Origin of the sequence: Rhizobium sp. HT1-10, from assembly GCF_049472505.1 — a bacterium.
Lineage (GTDB): Bacteria > Pseudomonadota > Alphaproteobacteria > Rhizobiales > Rhizobiaceae > Rhizobium.
This window is the reverse complement of record NZ_JBCEBQ010000001.1, coordinates 76,617-93,342: the sequence shown is the minus strand read 5'-3', so window position 1 is coordinate 93,342 and position 16,726 is coordinate 76,617. Positions and strand designations below refer to the sequence as shown.

Genomic DNA, 16,726 nt, shown 5'->3' with positions numbered 1-16,726 from the left:
CTCCTCCAGAGAGGCATTTCGACTTGGATGGGCGCCCGCATTGCCCACCACCGAAATGCTTCGAGGGTGAGGATAATCTATATCACGAGCTTTACCGTGACTTGCGTCCGCAGGCGGCAGGTGCTCGTAACCTCGCTCACTTCAATCACTGCGGGAAATCATTGTCAACAGACCAGATTCGGGCTTGTCGCCGGAAGCCCGCCAGTTTTTTCCATATGGGAGTCAGTCGATGTCATCGGGTATAAAACCTCCGGTCTGAAGCTTGGCCAGACGCGCAAACAGGCCGTCCTCGGCCATCAGTTCGTCCGGGGTGCCTTCTTCCACGTTACGTCCGTCATCGAGAACGACGATACGGTCCATCATCGCAATGGTGGAGAGACGATCGGCGATGGCGATGACTGTCTTCCCCTCCATCACCAGGTCGAGCTTCTCCTGGATCGCGGCCGCCGATTCGCTGTCGAGGGCGGAGGTTGCCTCAATCCCAAGCTTACCGGCTATCCCTCGCCACCCCCCCTCACTCTGCAAACAAGCGCGCGCCATCCACCCCAAAATACCGCTCGATCTCCGCTTCACTCACCCCATCCAGGCGGGCCGGCGACCATTGTGGGTTTCGATCCTTGTCGATGACGGCGGCGCGGATGCCTTCGTAGAAGTCCGGCGTCTGCAGGATCTGGCGGCAGGCGCGGTATTCGCGCTCCAGGCATTCGCTGAGGTCACTGCTGCGTCCTCCCTCGCGCAGCAGGCGCAATGCCAGCTTCAGGCTGGTCGGCGAACGGGTGGCGATGGCCTTGAGGCTGTCGGCGGCGAAGGGCTCGGCCTCGGCGTCGAGTGCCGCGAGAATGGCCTCGACGCTGTCATGGGCAAAGCTGCGGGCGATCAACTCGGCTTGGACGGCGAAAAGGCCGTCTCCCGGCAGGGTGGCCCGCGCGGCGATGGTCGCGTGCACATCTGCACTCGATGCGCCCGGGCGCAAGCACCCGATGGCGTCGACGACGTTGGCGAGATCTGTCGACGGCAAGAGATAGTCAGCGAGGCCGGCATGGATCGCATCGGCGGCGCCGACGGCAAGGCCGGTCAGCGCCAGCCAGGTGCCTGTCTCGCCGCGTGCCCGGGGCAGCAGCCAGGTGGTGCCGACATCGGGGAAGTAGCCGATGCCGGTTTCAGGCATCGCCAGGCGGGTGCGTTCTGTGACGATGCGGTGGCTGCCATGGGCGGACAGGCCGACGCCGCCGCCCATTGTGATGCCATCCATCAGCGCCACATAGGGTTTGGGATATTCGGCAATCGTCCGGTTGAGCCAGAACTCCTCCGCCCAGAAGCTGGTGGCATCCCCGCTGCCCGTGCTGCCGCTCTGATGCAGCGCACGGATGTCGCCACCGGCGCAAAAGCCGCGCTCGCCCTCGCCCATGACGACGACGCTGGTCACCGACGGATCGGCGGCAAAAAGCTCAAGCGCCGTTGCCATCGTTTGCACCATTGGCAGCGTCAGGCTGTTCAGCGCGCGCGGCCGGTTGAGACGGATGACGGCGGCCGATCCGTTGCGCTCGATGATGATTTCGTGCGATGCCTGCATTGCCAATCTCCGCCATCTCAGCTGGTGAAAATGGGCAAGGCGTGTGGATCTGTCCAGCGGCTGCAGGCAGCAAGACGCAGGATTGTAGACGGAGACGGTCAAGAACCGCATTGGGAGCGCGGATAAGACCGCCAGCTTTAGCCGACGGCGGCCAATGGGAGGCGGGGTGCGGGATAGGCGATGTTCAGCCGCTCGGCCAAATGGCCCTCCCAGGCGAGGGAAGACCGGACGATGGTCTCGAGGCAGTTGAGTCGCGGCGTCCAGCCGAGCGTCTCGCGCGCGAAGGTGGAATCAGCAACCACGCTCGCAGCATCCCCGGGCCGGCGCGGCGCGAGGTGAACATTGAAGGTGCGGCCATGGACGCGGGTCACCATGTTGAGAACGTCGAGCACGGAATAGCCCATGCCATAGCCGCAATTGGCGACGAGCGAGCGGCCGCCGGCCCTCAGGTGATAGAGAGCCCGCAGGTGGGCGTCTGCGAGATCGCTGACGTGTATATAGTCGCGCACCCCAGTGCCGTCATGGGTTGCGTAATCCGTGCCGTAGATATCGACTTTCCGGCGGCGACCGAGGGCTGCCTCGCAGGCAACCTTGACCAGATGCGTCGCGCCTTCCGTGGACTGGCCGGTGCGCTCTTGCGGGTCGGCGCCGGCGACATTGAAGTACCGCAGCGCCACATAGCGGAAGTCATAGGCGGCAGCGGCGTCGCGCAGCATGTATTCCGACATCAGCTTGGACAGACCGTAAGGCGTCTCCGGATTTAACGAGGCATGCTCGGCAACCGCTTTGTCCGATGGCTGCGGCCCGTAGACTGCGGCCGTCGAAGAGAAGACGAAATGGCGAACGCCGGCGTCGACGGCAGCGCTCATCAGCACCCGGGTCTTTCCGGTGTTGTTTTCGTAATAAGCCAGCGGATCGGTGATCGAGGCAGAGACAACGGCGGAGCCGGCGAAATGGATGATCGCCTCGATATCATTTTCCGTGAATATCTTCTTGAGAACCGACTCGTCGGCGGCATCGCCGAGATAGAAACGCGCGGCCGGCGCTACCGCCCAGCGGAAACCGGTCGACAAGCGGTCGATCACAACCACGTCCTCGCCGGCATCCAGCAAAGTCCAGACCATATGGCTGCCGATGTAGCCGGCGCCGCCTGTTACCAAAATCGCCATGTCTTGCATCCCTGGCTTGTTCTAGGGAGAGCATTGGGCCCGCTTCCTTTGAAATTTGATTATCAATTGACCTTTTCAGCCAATTCGGAAGAGCAAGACTGGTGGCGTGGTTAGTAGAATATTGCATAAGTCATTAGAATTTGAGCGATATCGGCCGGCCAGACGAAAAAGCCCGCGCAATGGCGGACTTTCCGGTCTTAACCATCATTTACAATCAGAGGCTGATAATATAGCCCCTCAGGCGCTCCGCCGCCTCGGTGATCTGCCCCGGGTCGCGCAGGAAGCAGGCGCGCAGGAAGAGTTCGCCGCCGGCCCCGAAGGCAGTCCCGGGCGCCAGGCCGACGCCGGTCTTGTCAACGATGTCTAGCGCTGCCTGACGGCTGTCGGTGACACCGTCGATTTTCAGGAAGGCATAGAGGGCGCCGTCTGGCTTCAGCGTCTCGACACGATTGGTGGCTACCAGCGCATCGCAAAGAATGTCGCGCGAGCGCGTCGCCTTCTCGATGTTGGAACGGACGAAATCGTCGCCTTCATTGAGCGCAGCAACGGCGCCCATCTGCATGAAGTGGGCCACGCCCGAGGTGGAATACTGGACGAGGTTCTCCAACACCTGGCCTGTCTCCGGCGGCGCGACGATCCAGCCGATGCGCCAGCCGGTCATCGACCAGTTCTTCGAGAAGGAGTTGACGAAGAGGATGCGGTCATCCTCCTGCTTGATGTCGAGAAGCGAAGGCGCGCGGGTGCCGCCATAGTAGAAGCGGGCATAGATCTCGTCCGCCATGATCCACAGCCCGTGCTTTCGGGCGAGCGCCAGAATGGTGGTGAGATCCTCGTGGGTCGCCGTCCAGCCGGTTGGATTGGACGGCGTGTTGAGAAACAGCCCCTTGGTCCTTGGGGTGATGGCAGCTTCGATGCGGCCGATATCAAGCGCCCATTTTCCGCCGTCGAAATCAAGCTGCACTCCGACAGAGCGCGCACCGGCAATCTCGAGAGCGGCCGCGATATTCGGCCATGCCGGGGTGAGGTAGATCATCTCGTCACCGGGCGACGTGATCGCCTGGACGGAAAGCTGGATCGCCTGCATGCCGGAGCCGGTGACGTAGAAATTGTCAGGCGACAGGGAGACGTTGAAATGGCGGGCGTAGTAGTCGGACAGCGCCTGGCGCAATTCCGGAATGCCACGCTGCCAGGTGTAGAATGTATCGCCTGCAGCCAGCGAAGCCATGGCGGCGCGGTTGATGAAATCCGGGGTCGAAAGATCGCCCTCGCCGACCCAGAGAGGCAGAAGTCCCTCCCGGCCCCGGGCATAGTTCAGGACTTCTACGATGCCACTTTCAGGGGCGGCCAGCGCGCGCGGGCTGAGGCTATTCAAGATTGACATGCGAAGTCTCCGTTTCGCGCCTTCTTAGAGGAATTCGGCCCGAAAATCCCATGACTTCGCAGAGACCACCGATCGATTTCGGTGATGAATGGAGCCTCGTCAATCGAGAGGAGGCTCCAGCCCCAGTCAGACCGCCGGGCGACGAGCGAGAAGGTCGCGGATCTCGGTCAGCAGCGCGACGTCAGCCGGCGGCGGCGCTGCAGCAGTCTCCTTCTCTTCCTTGTGCTCGAGCTGCTTGCGCAGCGTGTTGAGGCCCTTCACCATCAGAAAGATGATCCAGGCGAGGATCAGGAAGTTGATCAGCACGGTGATGAAGTTGCCGTAGGCAAAGACAGCGCCCTGCGCGCGCGCGGCGGCCAGCGTCGGCGCGTTGACGGCGCTGGAAAGACCGATGAAATAGTTCGAGAAATCGAACCCACCGAAAATGGCGCCGACGATTGGCATGATGATGTCGTCGACCAGCGACTTGACGATGCCGCCGAAGGCACCGCCGATGATCACGCCGACGGCGAGATCCATGACATTGCCACGTGCGATAAAGGCTTTGAATTCATTGAGCATAGGCCGCCCCCTCTGGCTTAGCGGTGAACCCGCTGACGATTGATTAGCAACATCTTTTGCCATTTTGTTCAAGACAGAATTTTTTCAAGGGACTTCGACGATCGACTGGCCGGCTGGCAAAACGCTTGCCCGGTATCGGTGTCGCTGTTGCTCAAATGCGACAGAATTCCGGCGAGTGCTCCAAACGGGAAAGCGAGTGCCTGCCGTTTGATCTCGCTCAAATCCTGCGGGAAGGAGGAGCGCAAAAGGTACCTGTCGAAAAATCATTTCAAAACAAAGGACAGACAACCATGACTTCTTCAAAGCCTCTGACATTGTTGGCCGCCGCAGCGATGTTGACCCTCGCGGCCTCGACCGCAGGCGCGGCCGATCTCAATGCAGATACGGCGGCGGCTCAGAGCCCTTGGCAAATCCGGCTGCGCGCGCTTGGCGTCATAACGCGCGATTCGGGACGGGTGGACGGCATCGACGGCTCAAACCTGTCGTTCTCGAACTCGATCATTCCCGAAATGGACGTTTCCTATTTCTTCAACGACAACATTGCCGCCGAACTGGTGCTCGGCACCACGAAATCAACGGTGCATGGGGAAGGTTCGATCGCGGGCCTCGGCAATATCGGTAAGACATGGCTACTGCCGCCGACGCTGACGCTGCAGTACCACGTCACCAGCCTCGGCGCTTTCCGGCCCTATGTCGGTGCCGGCGTCAACTACACCATGTTCTACAACCAGTCCGGCAAGAGCGCCGAAAGCCTGGACGTCAAGAATGCCTTCGGCGTCGCCTTCCAGGCCGGCTTCGACTACATGGTCGACCAGCATTGGGGTCTCAACGTCGACGTCAAGAAGCTGATCCTGCGGCCGGACTTCGATGCCACCGTTGGCGGCAGCCATGTCAGCGGCAAGGCCAACCTCGATCCGCTGATGATCGGCACCGGCATCACCTACCGCTTCTGACAGAGATGAGGGGCGCCGGCAGGCTCGGCGCGCCTCATCGCCTTCTGCGATTGGCGCAAGAAGCCCGCAGCGGGCTGGACAAAGACCCGCAAAAACAAAAAGGCCGGGACAAGCCCGACCTTTCGTAGTTTTTCCGCAGATACTCGGCCCTGAAGCCGAAACACCTGCTTGAATGTCTTAGGCAGCCTGAAGGCGGTCTGCAGACATCTTGCCCGAACGCTTGTCAGCAACGAGCTCGTAGGAGATCTTCTGACCTTCCTGGAGTTCGCGCATGCCGGCGCGTTCAACGGCCGAGATGTGAACGAAAACGTCGGCTGCGCCGTCGTCAGGCTGAATGAAGCCGAAGCCCTTGGTTGCGTTGAACCACTTAACTGTACCTGAAGCCATAACGATATCCTTTCGAATCGTGTGTAGAAAAGTACGCCACCCGGAATTCTCCCGAATAGCGGTGAAACCGATTTTGAAGGGAAGTTCGCAAGCAACGGCACGGGGCCGCAACAAAGTTCATCTAGCAAGATCGATGGCGGGCGTTATAACCGACCTCTGCCCGTCATTCAAGCCACGCTGATTGCAAAGTCCAATTAATGACAGACGCTTACCGAAGCACGTTCGCCACGGCAAAGCCGGAAGCCCCTGAATGCCGGATCTTTCGACGAGCCGGACATGGAAATGATGCCGGTGTATAAAAGTGCGAATTCAACCGAGCACGGCATCCCGCCTCTGGATTTCTCGCTCACCTCAGCGCACGACCGACGCCCACGTCGCGCGAACAAAGAGTACCACACCATGCGCGGCGAACCTATTCGCCCGCGGATACCTGGCTGCTTATAATTAGCGTATAAACAATCGGCTAAGCTTTGTTTTTCAAGTCTACACCTACTTTATGCGGGTTATTCCGCTGGTTTTTCCATCTTTCAGACCCCTATTTTCTCGATACATTGCATCCTATCGTTGAAACTACCTAATACAAGCGCACTGTACTTCAGAATTAATAATTACTTAGAAAGTACGTTCTACATTTCGTTCGACTGATATGCACGAGTGATTCGTTACCCGGCAACGGTCGGCGGGCTTCTTGGATTGCGCCATGGTCATCCCCTGGCGCGTTTCCCCTGTTCGCCTGTCACGGTCTGCCCAGTGAATGATTTGCTTGCGGCGCCCTCCCCCCGAAACAACAGATATGCCGGAGTTGGCGGTGAAACACATATCTATCATTGGGAAATTTCTCATCATCATGGCGGGCTTCGGGCTTTTTGCGCTCGGCGTATCGCTCTATTCGGGCCGGCAACTCAGCCTGATAGACGCTGGCTACAGTTCGCTGCTGGAGCACGAATCGGCTGCAGCGCTCTCGACTGCCCGTGCGAACCGTAGTCTCCAGGCGGCCCGTGCCTCCATGGGAGACCTGCTTATGTCTCGGACCGACGAACTCAACCAAAGCTCGTACAAAGTTCTAGAAGAAAGCAAGAAATCGTTTGTAAAGTTCATCGACCAGACGATCGCAGCCTTGCCAGATCGGCCTGAGGCGAACCAGTTGAAGACCGAGGGCCTTCAGTTGCTGAACATCACCTGCGGACCCGCGATGGCGGCCGCGTTAAAGGCAACCTCCGACGCTGACGTTTTGGCATCACAGCAAATGTTCATTGACCAATGCCAGTTGGGTTTTGCGGTCATTTCTCCGAAGCTTACCGATTTTACGACAAGTGTCACCGAGTCTTCCTCGAAGGAAAGTGATCGGCTCGCAGAGGTTACCAACAGCACCGTCATGACGACGCTGGCCATTGTCGCCGTGGGCCTTGTGGCCGTCTTGGCATTTGGCTTCATTGCGGTGCGCGGCTGGCTTGTCAGGCCTATCCAGCAGTTGGCAAAGACGATGAACGTGCTTGCCAACGGCGATCTGACGGCTTCCGTAGATGGCGTTGAGCGTCGCGACGAGGTCGGCACCATGGCCAAGGCCGTTCAGGTCTTCAAGGACAATGGGCTGCGGGCAAAGGAACTCGAACGGGATTCAGAATCGAGCCGCTTGGCCAACGAAGCGGAACGCGGCCGCGTCGCCCAGGCGGATCGCCAGCGCGTTCAAGAGATGGCCCAGGCAACCTCCGGACTTGCGGACGGCCTCAAGCGCCTCTCGAGCGGCGATCTTACCTTCCGCCTCAATGAATCCTTTGCCAGCGACTTCGAGGCTCTGCGCGCGGACTTCAACGCCGCCGTCGACCAGCTGGCAACCAGCATGCGCTCCGTGTCTGCAGCCACGGGCTCTATCGATAGCGGGTCTCGCGAAATCAGCCGTAGCGCCGACGATCTCTCCAAGCGCACGGAGCAACAGGCCGCTTCGCTGGAGGAAACCGCCGCAGCCCTCGACCAGATCACCATCAACGTGACGAATTCCGCCAAGCGGACGGAAGAAGCCCGGCACGTCGCGATTGAGGCAAACAAATCGGCACGGCGTTCCGGCGAGGTCGTCTCAAACACCGTCATCGCCATGCAGCGTATCGAGCAATCCTCCAACCAGATCTCCAGCATCATCGGTGTTATCGACGAGATCGCCTTCCAGACCAACCTCCTGGCACTCAACGCCGGCGTCGAGGCCGCCCGTGCCGGCGAGGCGGGCAAGGGGTTTGCTGTCGTTGCCCAGGAAGTCCGGGAACTGGCCCAGCGTTCCGCGCAGGCGGCCAAGGAGATCAAGGACCTGATCCGCAATTCCGGCGACGAAGTCAGCAACGGCGTCAAGCTGGTGCAGGAGACAGGGCAGGCCCTGAAAGTCATCGAGGAACAGGTCGTCGCCATCAACAACCAGCTTGATTCCATCGCTACATCCGCCAAGGAGCAGTCGGTGGGCCTCGCGGAAGTCAACACTGCAGTCAACCAGATGGACCAGGTCACTCAGCAGAACGCAGCGATGGTCGAGGAATCGACAGCCGCAAGCGCGGCGCTTGCAGGCGAAGTCGACCGCCTGCGGGAGATCGTTGGCGAATTCAACATCGGCGGAGCCCGCGAAGCGCCCGCTTCGCGCAGGCCGGAGGTTGCCCACAGCAACCATAAGGCCGTGACGTCGCCAGCGCGACGCATGCTTGCTAAGGTGGCGGGTGCAGTCGGGATGGGAGGCGGCAGCGCAGCCGCAGCGGAAAGCTGGGAAGAGTTCTAGACGGCGATCTGAAATTTGCAGGCGGGTCTTTCCGCCGAGATCACCAGGAAGCCGGTCGCCAAGCAATTGGCGGCCGGCTTTCCGGATCAGAGAATATGCAGGCCAAACAAGAGCGCGCCAACGATGATGACGACAAAGCCCAGGACGAAAGCCAGGGCTACTCCACCCAGGACACCGGCTGCACCCTTGCCGGCACGAACCTTTTCGCTTTTTTCCGCATGCGTGTCTGCCGAAGGCGCAAGGCCTGGCTCATTTTCTACATCGCGTGGCATGGGAAGCTCCTTTTTCTTACCGTCAATAACCGTTACCGCCTGCGTTGGTTCCAACGACACAGAGGCGCCGCCGGCAGATGCCCTCCGCCATTGACAATGGATGGCTTCGACAACGGTCGATTTATGCTGGCGGGCGAGGTGCGCGAACACGCAACGACACCGGAAGTTCCGGATGAAAATTGAAATAAGTGTCGGAAAGCCGCAGAATTTTTGAGGAACATCTGGGGAATCCACTGGTTTTCTCTTCCGTGAACAACTGAACAGGGAGAGAAACAATGAATACGAATTATTCGAAGATCTTCGCTGTAGCCGCGCTTTCGCTGGCCATGGCAACCTCAGCTATGGCCCAGACAGGCAGCCCAGGCAGTTCGAATGGCACAAGCTCTGGTGGCTCCAGTTCGAGCGGCTCTGACGGCGCCAGCGGCAGCGGCGCAACTGGCGCCAACGGCACCTCGCCCGGCTCCAACACCGGCACGTCCGGCTCGAGCGACGGCAGTTCCAGCGGCGCAGCCGGCACGAACGGCGGAGCTGATGCAGCCGGTGGCGCAAACGGCAGCGGCAAGTCGCAAGACTGCAACGCCACTGTCACCAACAAGAACACCACGAACATGAAATCCGGCGCGGAAGCCGACGCGGCGCAGGCAGCCAACTGCAAGTAACTGCGCGCCCCTAGACGATGTCAGCTCACCAGCCCCGGCCCACGCCGGGGCTGTCGCTTGTTAGGATAGGCAATGCATTCACAAGCTGTCTGCCGGATAGTTGTTTGACATATAGAAAATCACTACAATAAAATGGTCGGGCGGTTGGAGGACCGTCGTGGGAGGTGGATATGAGCGATCGTGTGAAAGGCTATATGATAGCTTTCGAGCTGTCGGCCTGCATCTGGGCGGCTATCGGGCTTATCGTCTGGAGCAGTCTCTAGCAGCGCCTGCCTTGCGCTGGCCCAGTCGAAACCGTGCGATGGCACCAGTCAGAGCTCGGGCGGCTGCGACTGACTTTACCGAGAAGGCGTCGAGCGGCGAACGAGTGTTCCTCGAACGCCTTTGCCCGCCCAACTTCCAAGAGATTCAGGCTGCTGATTTTACTCCATAGGGATCGAACCGCCCATAGAAGGTTTGGCCCCTGGCGGCCATGTCCCGCAGCAGCGGCGTTGGCATGAAGCGCGGGCCATACATTTCCGCCAGCGAATCGCAGAGCGAAACGAAGGCTGCCGCGCCCATGCCATCGATGTAGGACAGCGTGCCGCCGGTATAAGGGGCGAAACCGAAGCCCAGGATCGAGCCGACATCGGCCTCGCGAGGATCGGTGACGATCCCCTCTTCCATGGTGCGCGCTGCTTCGAGCGCGATGGTGACGAGGAACCTTTGCTTCAGCACCGCGACGTCGACATCCTCGGGCCGGCGCTGCGGATAAAATTCCTTGAGGCCGGGCCAAAGCATCTTCTTGGCCGGTTTGGCCGGATAATCATAGAAGCCACGACCGTTCTTGCGGCCGCGGCGGTCGAGTTCGTCGACCATCCGGTTGATCAGCTGCAGATGCGCGGGGTCCACGGCCTCGGGGCCGAGATCGGCAACGGTGGCCTTCAGGATCTTCTGGCTGAGATCGACGGCGACTTCGTCGTTGAGCGACAGCGGACCGACCGGCATGCCGGCCATTTTTGCAGCATTCTCGATCATCGCGGGCGGCACGCCCTCGATCAGCATGTCGTAGGCTTCGTGGATGTAGCGGAAGACGCAGCGATTGACGTAGAAGCCGCGGGTGTCGTTGACGACGATCGGCGTCTTCCGGATCGCCGCAACGAAATCCAGCGCGACAGTGAGCGCCCGGTCACCGGTCTCGCGGCCCATGATCACCTCGGTCAGCATCATCTTTTCGACCGGCGAGAAGAAGTGGATGCCGATGAAGCTTTCCTTGCGCCGGGAGCTCTCGGCCAGACCGGAGATCGGCAGCGTCGAGGTGTTGGAGGCGAAGATGGCGGTTTCCGGCAGCACGGCCTCGACGGCCTCGATGACAGCCTTCTTGACATCCCGATCCTCGAACACCGCCTCGACCACCAGATCGGCATCGCGCAGGTCGTTGTAGTCGGCCGACGGCGTGATGCGGGCGATGAGGGCGGCACCCTCGTCCTGCGTCAGCCGGCCCTTGCTGACGGAATCTTTGACGAGGCCCTCGCCCGTCGCCTTGCCCTTGCTGGCAGCATCCATGTCGCGGTCGATCAGCGTCACGCGGATGCCGGCGGCAGCCGTCACATAGGCGATGGAGGCGCCCATGAAGCCGGCGCCGACGATGCCGACATGGTTGAGCACCGTCTTCGGCTGGCCGGCCGGGCGCCGGGCCCCCTTGCCGAGTTCCTGCATCGAGACGAACAGCGAGCGGATCATCGAAAAGGCTTCGGTGGTCTGCAGCACTTCAGTGAAATAGCGCTGCTCGATCTTGAGGCCCGTGTCGAAGGGCACCTGCAGGCCTTCGTAGACGCATTTCAGGATGGCGAGGGCACCCGGATAATTGCCTGAAGTTTCGCGGCGGAGGATGGCGGGCGCTGCCGGCCAGAGCTGGGCCGAGGCCGGCGTCCAGATGCCGCCGCCCGGAGCCTTGAAGCCCTTCTCGTCCCAGGGAGCGACGGGCTTGAGACCATCCTTGATCATCTGTTTGGCAGCCGGGATCAGCTGGTCAGGCTCGACCACCTGATGCACCAGGTTCATCGCCTTGGCGCGGGCCGGCGACAGCGAGGCCCCTGTCGTCATCATCTGCAGGGCGTCCTGGGCATTGGCCAGCCGCGAGACGCGCTGGGTGCCACCGGCGCCCGGGAAAATGCCGACCTTGACCTCCGGCAGCGCCAGCTTCACGTGTTTGGCGTTCGAGACGACGCGGCCGTGGCAGGCAAGCGACATCTCGAAGGCACCGCCCATGCAGGTTCCGTTGATCGCCGAGACCCAGGGCTTGCCGGAGGTCTCGAGCTTGCGGAACAGGCCGGTCATGCGGCCGACGAGGTCGAACAGTTTCTGGGCCGCCGTCGCCGGGTCCTTCGCCTTTTCGTCATGATAAAAGCTGAACATCGACTGGATCATCGACAGGTCAGCACCGCCGGAGAAGCTCGTCTTGCCCGAGGTGATGACGACGCCCTTCACAGTGGGATCAGCGACGCTGCCGTCGATGATCGCGTCGAGTTCGTCCATGACAGCAGCGGTGAAGACGTTCATCGACTTGCCCGGCATGTCCCAGGTGACCAGCGAGATGCCGTCCTCGTCCGTCTCAACGGTGAAATTGGTATAGCTGCTCATGATGGGATTCCTCTCCCTTTGACTGTTTTTCACTCGCCCGTTCCGCGCTGCCGCCCCTCCAGCCTCCCGGCTTGGATCCTCGGCTCAAGGCCGAGGAGGACGAGGCGCCGCGGTCAGGCCGACAGATGGCTGCGTTGCGCGTCCAGCGTTCTGGTCTTTTCGACCACGACATCGCCGGTGTGCTTCGTCTCGGAGGGCTCGAACAGCATGATCCAGCACTCCTCTTCGGCCACCGGATTGTGCTCGACACCCTTCGGCACGACGTGGAAATCGCCGGCCTTGAGATGCACATGCGGCCGATCGCGATATTCGATGGTGAGCGCGCCCTTCCAGATCAGGAACAGCTCGTCCTCGTCTTGGTGGGCGTGCCAGGTCAGCTGGTCCCGGACCTTGGCGAGCTTGACGCTCTGGCCGTTGAGATCGGCGATGACCCGCGGCGACCAGTGCTCGCTGATCCCGGCATATTCGGCTTCGATGGACCCCGTATTGAACGCCATGCTCAAACCCTCTCGATGATGGTTGCGGTGCCCATGCCGGCGCCGATGCAGAGCGTGACCAGCGCGGTGTTGAGGTCGCGGCGTTCCAACTCGTCAAGCACGGTGCCGAGGATCATCGCGCCGGTGGCACCAAGCGGATGGCCCATGGCAATGGCGCCGCCCGCGACATTGATTTTTTCGGGATCGATCTCGAAGGCCTGGATATAGCGCAGAACCACGGCGGCGAAGGCTTCGTTGAGCTCGAACAGGTCGATGTCAGCAAGCGACAGGCCGGAGCGCTCGAAAAGTTTTTGGGTGACATCGACGGGGCCAGTCAGCATCAGCGCCGGATCGGAGCCGATATTGGCAAAGGCCTTGATGCGGGCCCGCGGTTTCAGGCCCATGCTCTCTCCGCCGGCCTTCGAACCGAGCAGCACGGCAGCCGCGCCATCAACGATGCCCGACGAATTGCCGGCATGGTGGACATAGTTGATCCGCTCGATTTCCGGATGGGCCTGGATGCCGACGGCCTCGAAACCGCCCATCTCGCCCGGCATCTGGAAAGAGGCATTGAGGGCACCGAGCGCCTGCATATCCGTGCCGGGGCGCATGTGCTCGTCATGGGCAAGGATGGTCAGGCCGTTCTGGTCCTTGACCGGGATGACGGACCTGTCGAACCAGCCGCTCTTCCAGGCATGCGCCGCGCGCTTCTGACTCTCGACGGCATAGGCATCGACATCGCTGCGCGAGAACCCGTATTTGGTGGCGATCAGGTCGGCGGACACGCCCTGCGGCATGAAATAGGCCGGAAAGTTTACCGAAGGGTCCATGAACCAGGCGCCACCGCCCATGCCGAGCCCGACGCGCGACATGCTTTCCACGCCGCCCGCAACGACGATGTCGTCGGCCCCCTGCGCAATCTTGGCGGCAGCAAGGTTGATGGCATCGAGGCCCGAGGCGCAGAAGCGCGAGATCTGCATGCCGGGCGCCCGGGTCGAATAGCCGGCCTCGAACGCAGCCGCCTTCGGGATGACGGCGCCGGCTTCCATGACCGGATCGACGCAGCCCATGATGATGTCGTCGACGGTCGACGTATCCAGCCCGTTCCGGTCGCGGATCGCCTCAAGGGTTCTGGCGGCCAGCCGGACCGACGGCACCTCGTGCAGCGCGCCATCCTTCTTGCCGCGGCCGCGCGGCGTGCGGACATGATCGTAAATGAAAACCTCGGTCATCGTCTCTCTCCCTGTCGACGGTGGGCCGCCGAGCGATTTTTCACGTCTAGTCGAACAGCGCCGCGACCCTCGCCAAGACCTCGTCGACGATGAAGTCTGGAGCCTTCTCCACGAAACGCCCCCCTCTTGCTTTGATATCGACGGCGCGAATCTGGTGGCACAGCACCACTCCGGTCGATCGCGTTCCAGCGCCGGATAGCGAGACGGCAAAGCCGGAGGTCCTCGCAAACTGGCCGCCGCTGGTGATAGGCGCAATGATCTGGGTTCCGTGCTGGTTGACGACCTTCGGGGACAAGATCATGGCGTAACGCTCATTGGCTTGCTCGCGCCCGCGTGTCGGCTCCAGATCGACAAACCAGATCTCACCTCGTTCCATCACTCGATAATCTCGTTGCCAACAGATGGCATGTCGAGCCACTCCTGTTCTTCGGCTGTCCGTTCAGGCCAAACTTCCCATTCGGCAACGAGCTGCTCGACCGTGTATTTTGGCCTACGGCGTGGTGCGGCAATGATGTTTCCATCCTGCGCCGTCACGTCGAATTTGGTATTGGCCTGGAGGCCGAGCTCATCGGTGATCGCCTTTGGAACAGTCATCACCAAAGAGCCGCCGACGTTGCGTAAAGTCGATGCCACCATAATCACCTCCATCAGAAGTTATATTTATGTATAACTTTTCGACTCGACTTTCAATGGCATCTCAAAACGCCTCCGCCGGCAGCGCCATCATCGTATCGGCACCAGCCTCCACGCGGTGACGGCGCAAGGCCGTTTCCGGCAGGAGGCGCTCCATGAAGAAGCGTCCGGTGATAAGCTTGGCGTCGAGAAAATCCGTGCGCGCGCCGTCGCCGGAGGCAAGGCCTGCCTGGGCCGCCTTGACCATTCTTGCCCACATGTAGCCGAGGACGACGAGGCCGAGGAGGTGCATGTAGTCGGTCGAGCCGGCGCCGGCGTTGTCGGGCTTGGCCATGGCGTTCTGCATGAACCACATGGTTGCTGCCTGGGCGTCGTCGAGGCTCTTTTTCAGAGCCTTGGTGAACGGCGTCATCGCCTCGTCGGCGCGGTTTTCAGCGCAGAAATCGCCGATCTCCTTGAACAGCGCCATGACCGCGCGGCCGCCATTGAGCCCGAGCTTGCGGCCAACCAGATCGAGTGCCTGGATGCCGTTGGCGCCCTCGTAGATCATCGTGATACGAGCGTCGCGGACATACTGGCTCATGCCATTGTCCTCGATATAGCCGTGGCCGCCCAGCACCTGCTGGGCCATGACGGCGTGGTCGAAGCCCTTGTCGGTCATCACGCCCTTGAGGATAGGCGTGACCAGGCCGAGGATATCGTCTGCCACCTGGCGCTGTTTCTCGTCCGGCGAGCGATGGGCGATGTCGGACTGCAGCGCCGTCCACAGCAGGAAGGCGCGGCCGGCCTCGTTGAAGGCGCGGATGGTCATCAGCGTCCGGCGGATATCGGGATGGACGATGATCGGATCGGCCTTTTTATCCGGCGCCTTCGGGCCCGACAGCGAGCGACCCTGGATGCGGTCGCGGGCGTAGGCGGCGGCATTCTGATAGGCGATTTCCGAGATCGAGACGCCCTGCAGGCCGACGCTGACGCGCGCCTCGTTCATCATCACGAACATGGCGGGCAGGCCGCGGTTCTCGGTGCCGATCAGATAGCCGGTGGCGTCGTCGTAGTTCATCACGCAGGTCGCATTGGCGTGGATGCCCATCTTGTGCTCGAGCGCGCCGCAGGTCACCCCGTTGCGGGCGCCGAGCGTGCCGTCGGCACCGACCAGAAACTTCGGCACGATGAACAGCGAGATACCCTTGGTGCCCTCGGGCGCACCTTCGATGCGGGCGAGCACCAGATGCACGATGTTTTCCGTCAGATCGTGCTCGCCGGCCGAGATGAAGATCTTCTGGCCGGATATCTTGTAGCTGCCATCCGGCTGCGGCACGGCCTTGGTGCGCAGCATGCCGAGATCGGTGCCGCAATGGGGTTCGGTGAGGTTCATCGTCCCCGACCACCTGCCCTCGACCATCTTAGGCAGATAGGTGCGCTTCTGCTCCTCCGTGCCGTGCACGAGGATCGCGGCAATCGCGCCCTGGGTCAGGCCCGGATACATCATCAGCGACATGTTGGCGGCCGACGTGTATTCGCCGACGGCGGCATGCAGCGTATAGGGCAGCCCCTGGCCGCCGAATTCTTCCGGCACGGCAAGGCCGGTCCAGCCCGCGGCGCAATAGGCATCATAGGCCTGCTTGAAGCCAGTAGGGGTGGTGACGCTGGCGTCGTCGCTGCGCCGGCAGCCTTCCTGGTCGCCGGAATAGTTCAACGGAAACAGTACTTCCTCGGCCATCTTGGCGGCTTCGCCGAGGATCGCCTCGATCATCTCTGGCGTCGCGTCGGCAAAGCCCGGCAGGTCGCTATAGCGCTCGAGGCCGAGCACGTCGTTGAGAATGAAGAGCGTATCGCTGACAGGTGCCCGGTAGACCGGCATCTTCCAAATCCTCCCAATCGCAAAAGGGCTGCCCATAGCCCGGAGCAACTTTGAGCCTATAAAATATTGACGTGCGCGTAAACGTCAAATCGGTTTTCCGAGGATAAATTTTGTGTGTCCGGTCAAGAGAAACCCTATCGAGATCGGTCACCATCCCTTCGACAACCTCAATGCATGAGAGCGTCTGCGTAA

15 protein-coding genes and 1 pseudogene are annotated in these 16,726 nt (G+C 61.2%); 4 read left to right on the top strand and 12 right to left on the bottom strand.

Annotated elements, in window-relative coordinates:
• Positions 1-222: 222 nt before the first annotated feature.
• The 5 genes and pseudogenes from VH564_RS00440 to mscL form a co-directional block, all read right to left on the bottom strand.
• Positions 223-477: pseudogene (locus VH564_RS00440) on the bottom strand (ABC transporter ATP-binding protein); the annotation flags it as partial.
• A gap of 37 nt (positions 478-514) precedes the next feature.
• Entirely contained in the window at positions 515-1,573 is a 1,059-nt protein-coding gene (locus VH564_RS00435) for an enoyl-CoA hydratase/isomerase family protein (protein WP_423337864.1), read from the bottom strand.
• 137 nt (positions 1,574-1,710) lie between these two features.
• Positions 1,711-2,742, bottom strand: a complete 1,032-nt coding sequence (galE, locus tag VH564_RS00430; RefSeq protein ID WP_423337863.1) for a UDP-glucose 4-epimerase GalE — start codon at positions 2,740-2,742, stop codon at positions 1,711-1,713.
• A gap of 214 nt (positions 2,743-2,956) precedes the next feature.
• A complete protein-coding gene (locus tag VH564_RS00425; RefSeq protein ID WP_423337862.1) occupies positions 2,957-4,123 on the bottom strand; it encodes a pyridoxal phosphate-dependent aminotransferase in 1,167 nt (388 codons plus the stop codon).
• Positions 4,124-4,249: 126 nt separating this feature from the next.
• Positions 4,250-4,684: a large conductance mechanosensitive channel protein MscL gene (mscL, locus tag VH564_RS00420; protein WP_423337861.1), complete on the bottom strand. Its 435-nt coding sequence runs from the start codon at positions 4,682-4,684 to the stop codon at positions 4,250-4,252.
• A gap of 290 nt (positions 4,685-4,974) precedes the next feature.
• Between mscL and VH564_RS00415 the strand changes: the two genes are divergently transcribed.
• Positions 4,975-5,637: an OmpW/AlkL family protein gene (locus VH564_RS00415; RefSeq protein ID WP_423337860.1), complete on the top strand. Its 663-nt coding sequence runs from the start codon at positions 4,975-4,977 to the stop codon at positions 5,635-5,637.
• A 177-nt stretch (positions 5,638-5,814) separates the two neighbouring features.
• Here the strand turns inward: VH564_RS00415 and VH564_RS00410 are convergent, their stop codons facing one another.
• Complete coding sequence (locus VH564_RS00410; RefSeq protein ID WP_111216728.1) at positions 5,815-6,024, bottom strand: cold-shock protein; 210 nt, start codon at positions 6,022-6,024, stop codon at positions 5,815-5,817.
• A gap of 808 nt (positions 6,025-6,832) precedes the next feature.
• Between VH564_RS00410 and VH564_RS00405 the strand changes: the two genes are divergently transcribed.
• The 3 genes from VH564_RS00405 to VH564_RS00395 all read left to right on the top strand — a co-directional run bounded on the left by VH564_RS00405 (position 6,833) and on the right by VH564_RS00395 (position 9,710).
• Complete coding sequence (locus VH564_RS00405; protein WP_423337859.1) at positions 6,833-8,779, top strand: methyl-accepting chemotaxis protein; 1,947 nt, start codon at positions 6,833-6,835, stop codon at positions 8,777-8,779.
• A 95-nt stretch (positions 8,780-8,874) separates the two neighbouring features.
• Positions 8,875-9,234 (top strand): hypothetical protein, encoded by a 360-nt coding sequence (locus VH564_RS00400; RefSeq protein ID WP_423337858.1) that lies wholly within the window; start codon positions 8,875-8,877, stop codon positions 9,232-9,234.
• Between the two features lie 92 nt (positions 9,235-9,326).
• Positions 9,327-9,710, top strand: coding sequence for a hypothetical protein (locus tag VH564_RS00395; protein ID WP_423337857.1), 384 nt, complete (start codon positions 9,327-9,329; stop codon positions 9,708-9,710).
• A 408-nt stretch (positions 9,711-10,118) separates the two neighbouring features.
• Here the strand turns inward: VH564_RS00395 and VH564_RS00390 are convergent, their stop codons facing one another.
• From VH564_RS00390 to VH564_RS00365, 6 genes are all read right to left on the bottom strand, one after another.
• Positions 10,119-12,332: an FAD-dependent oxidoreductase gene (locus VH564_RS00390; protein WP_423337856.1), complete on the bottom strand. Its 2,214-nt coding sequence runs from the start codon at positions 12,330-12,332 to the stop codon at positions 10,119-10,121.
• A 113-nt stretch (positions 12,333-12,445) separates the two neighbouring features.
• Positions 12,446-12,829 carry a cupin domain-containing protein gene (locus VH564_RS00385; RefSeq protein ID WP_423337855.1) on the bottom strand — a complete coding sequence of 128 codons (384 nt, stop codon included), beginning with the start codon at positions 12,827-12,829 and terminating at the stop codon, positions 12,446-12,448.
• Between the two features lie 2 nt (positions 12,830-12,831).
• Complete coding sequence (locus tag VH564_RS00380) at positions 12,832-14,040, bottom strand: acetyl-CoA C-acetyltransferase (protein WP_423337854.1); 1,209 nt, start codon at positions 14,038-14,040, stop codon at positions 12,832-12,834.
• Positions 14,041-14,086: 46 nt separating this feature from the next.
• Complete coding sequence (locus VH564_RS00375; protein WP_423338693.1) at positions 14,087-14,416, bottom strand: type II toxin-antitoxin system PemK/MazF family toxin; 330 nt, start codon at positions 14,414-14,416, stop codon at positions 14,087-14,089.
• Entirely contained in the window at positions 14,416-14,673 is a 258-nt protein-coding gene (locus tag VH564_RS00370) for an AbrB/MazE/SpoVT family DNA-binding domain-containing protein (RefSeq protein ID WP_423337853.1), read from the bottom strand. Before VH564_RS00370 ends, VH564_RS00375 begins: the two co-directional genes overlap by 1 nt.
• Before the next feature lie 64 nt (positions 14,674-14,737).
• A complete protein-coding gene (locus tag VH564_RS00365) occupies positions 14,738-16,534 on the bottom strand; it encodes an acyl-CoA dehydrogenase C-terminal domain-containing protein (protein WP_423337852.1) in 1,797 nt (598 codons plus the stop codon).
• Between the last annotated feature and the right edge of the window lie 192 nt (positions 16,535-16,726).

Coding starts and splice junctions, on each gene's coding strand:
- VH564_RS00435 (WP_423337864.1), bottom strand. CDS start 1,573: ATGCAGGCATCGCACGAAATCATCATCGAGCGCAACGGATCGGCCGCC.
- galE (WP_423337863.1), bottom strand. CDS start 2,742: ATGGCGATTTTGGTAACAGGCGGCGCCGGCTACATCGGCAGCCATATG.
- VH564_RS00425 (WP_423337862.1), bottom strand. CDS start 4,123: ATGTCAATCTTGAATAGCCTCAGCCCGCGCGCGCTGGCCGCCCCTGAA.
- mscL (WP_423337861.1), bottom strand. CDS start 4,684: ATGCTCAATGAATTCAAAGCCTTTATCGCACGTGGCAATGTCATGGAT.
- VH564_RS00415 (WP_423337860.1), top strand. CDS start 4,975: ATGACTTCTTCAAAGCCTCTGACATTGTTGGCCGCCGCAGCGATGTTG.
- VH564_RS00410 (WP_111216728.1), bottom strand. CDS start 6,024: ATGGCTTCAGGTACAGTTAAGTGGTTCAACGCAACCAAGGGCTTCGGC.
- VH564_RS00400 (WP_423337858.1), top strand. CDS start 8,875: ATGCAGGCCAAACAAGAGCGCGCCAACGATGATGACGACAAAGCCCAG.
- VH564_RS00395 (WP_423337857.1), top strand. CDS start 9,327: ATGAATACGAATTATTCGAAGATCTTCGCTGTAGCCGCGCTTTCGCTG.
- VH564_RS00390 (WP_423337856.1), bottom strand. CDS start 12,332: ATGAGCAGCTATACCAATTTCACCGTTGAGACGGACGAGGACGGCATC.
- VH564_RS00385 (WP_423337855.1), bottom strand. CDS start 12,829: ATGGCGTTCAATACGGGGTCCATCGAAGCCGAATATGCCGGGATCAGC.
- VH564_RS00380 (WP_423337854.1), bottom strand. CDS start 14,040: ATGACCGAGGTTTTCATTTACGATCATGTCCGCACGCCGCGCGGCCGC.
- VH564_RS00375 (WP_423338693.1), bottom strand. CDS start 14,416: ATGGAACGAGGTGAGATCTGGTTTGTCGATCTGGAGCCGACACGCGGG.
- VH564_RS00365 (WP_423337852.1), bottom strand. CDS start 16,534: ATGCCGGTCTACCGGGCACCTGTCAGCGATACGCTCTTCATTCTCAAC.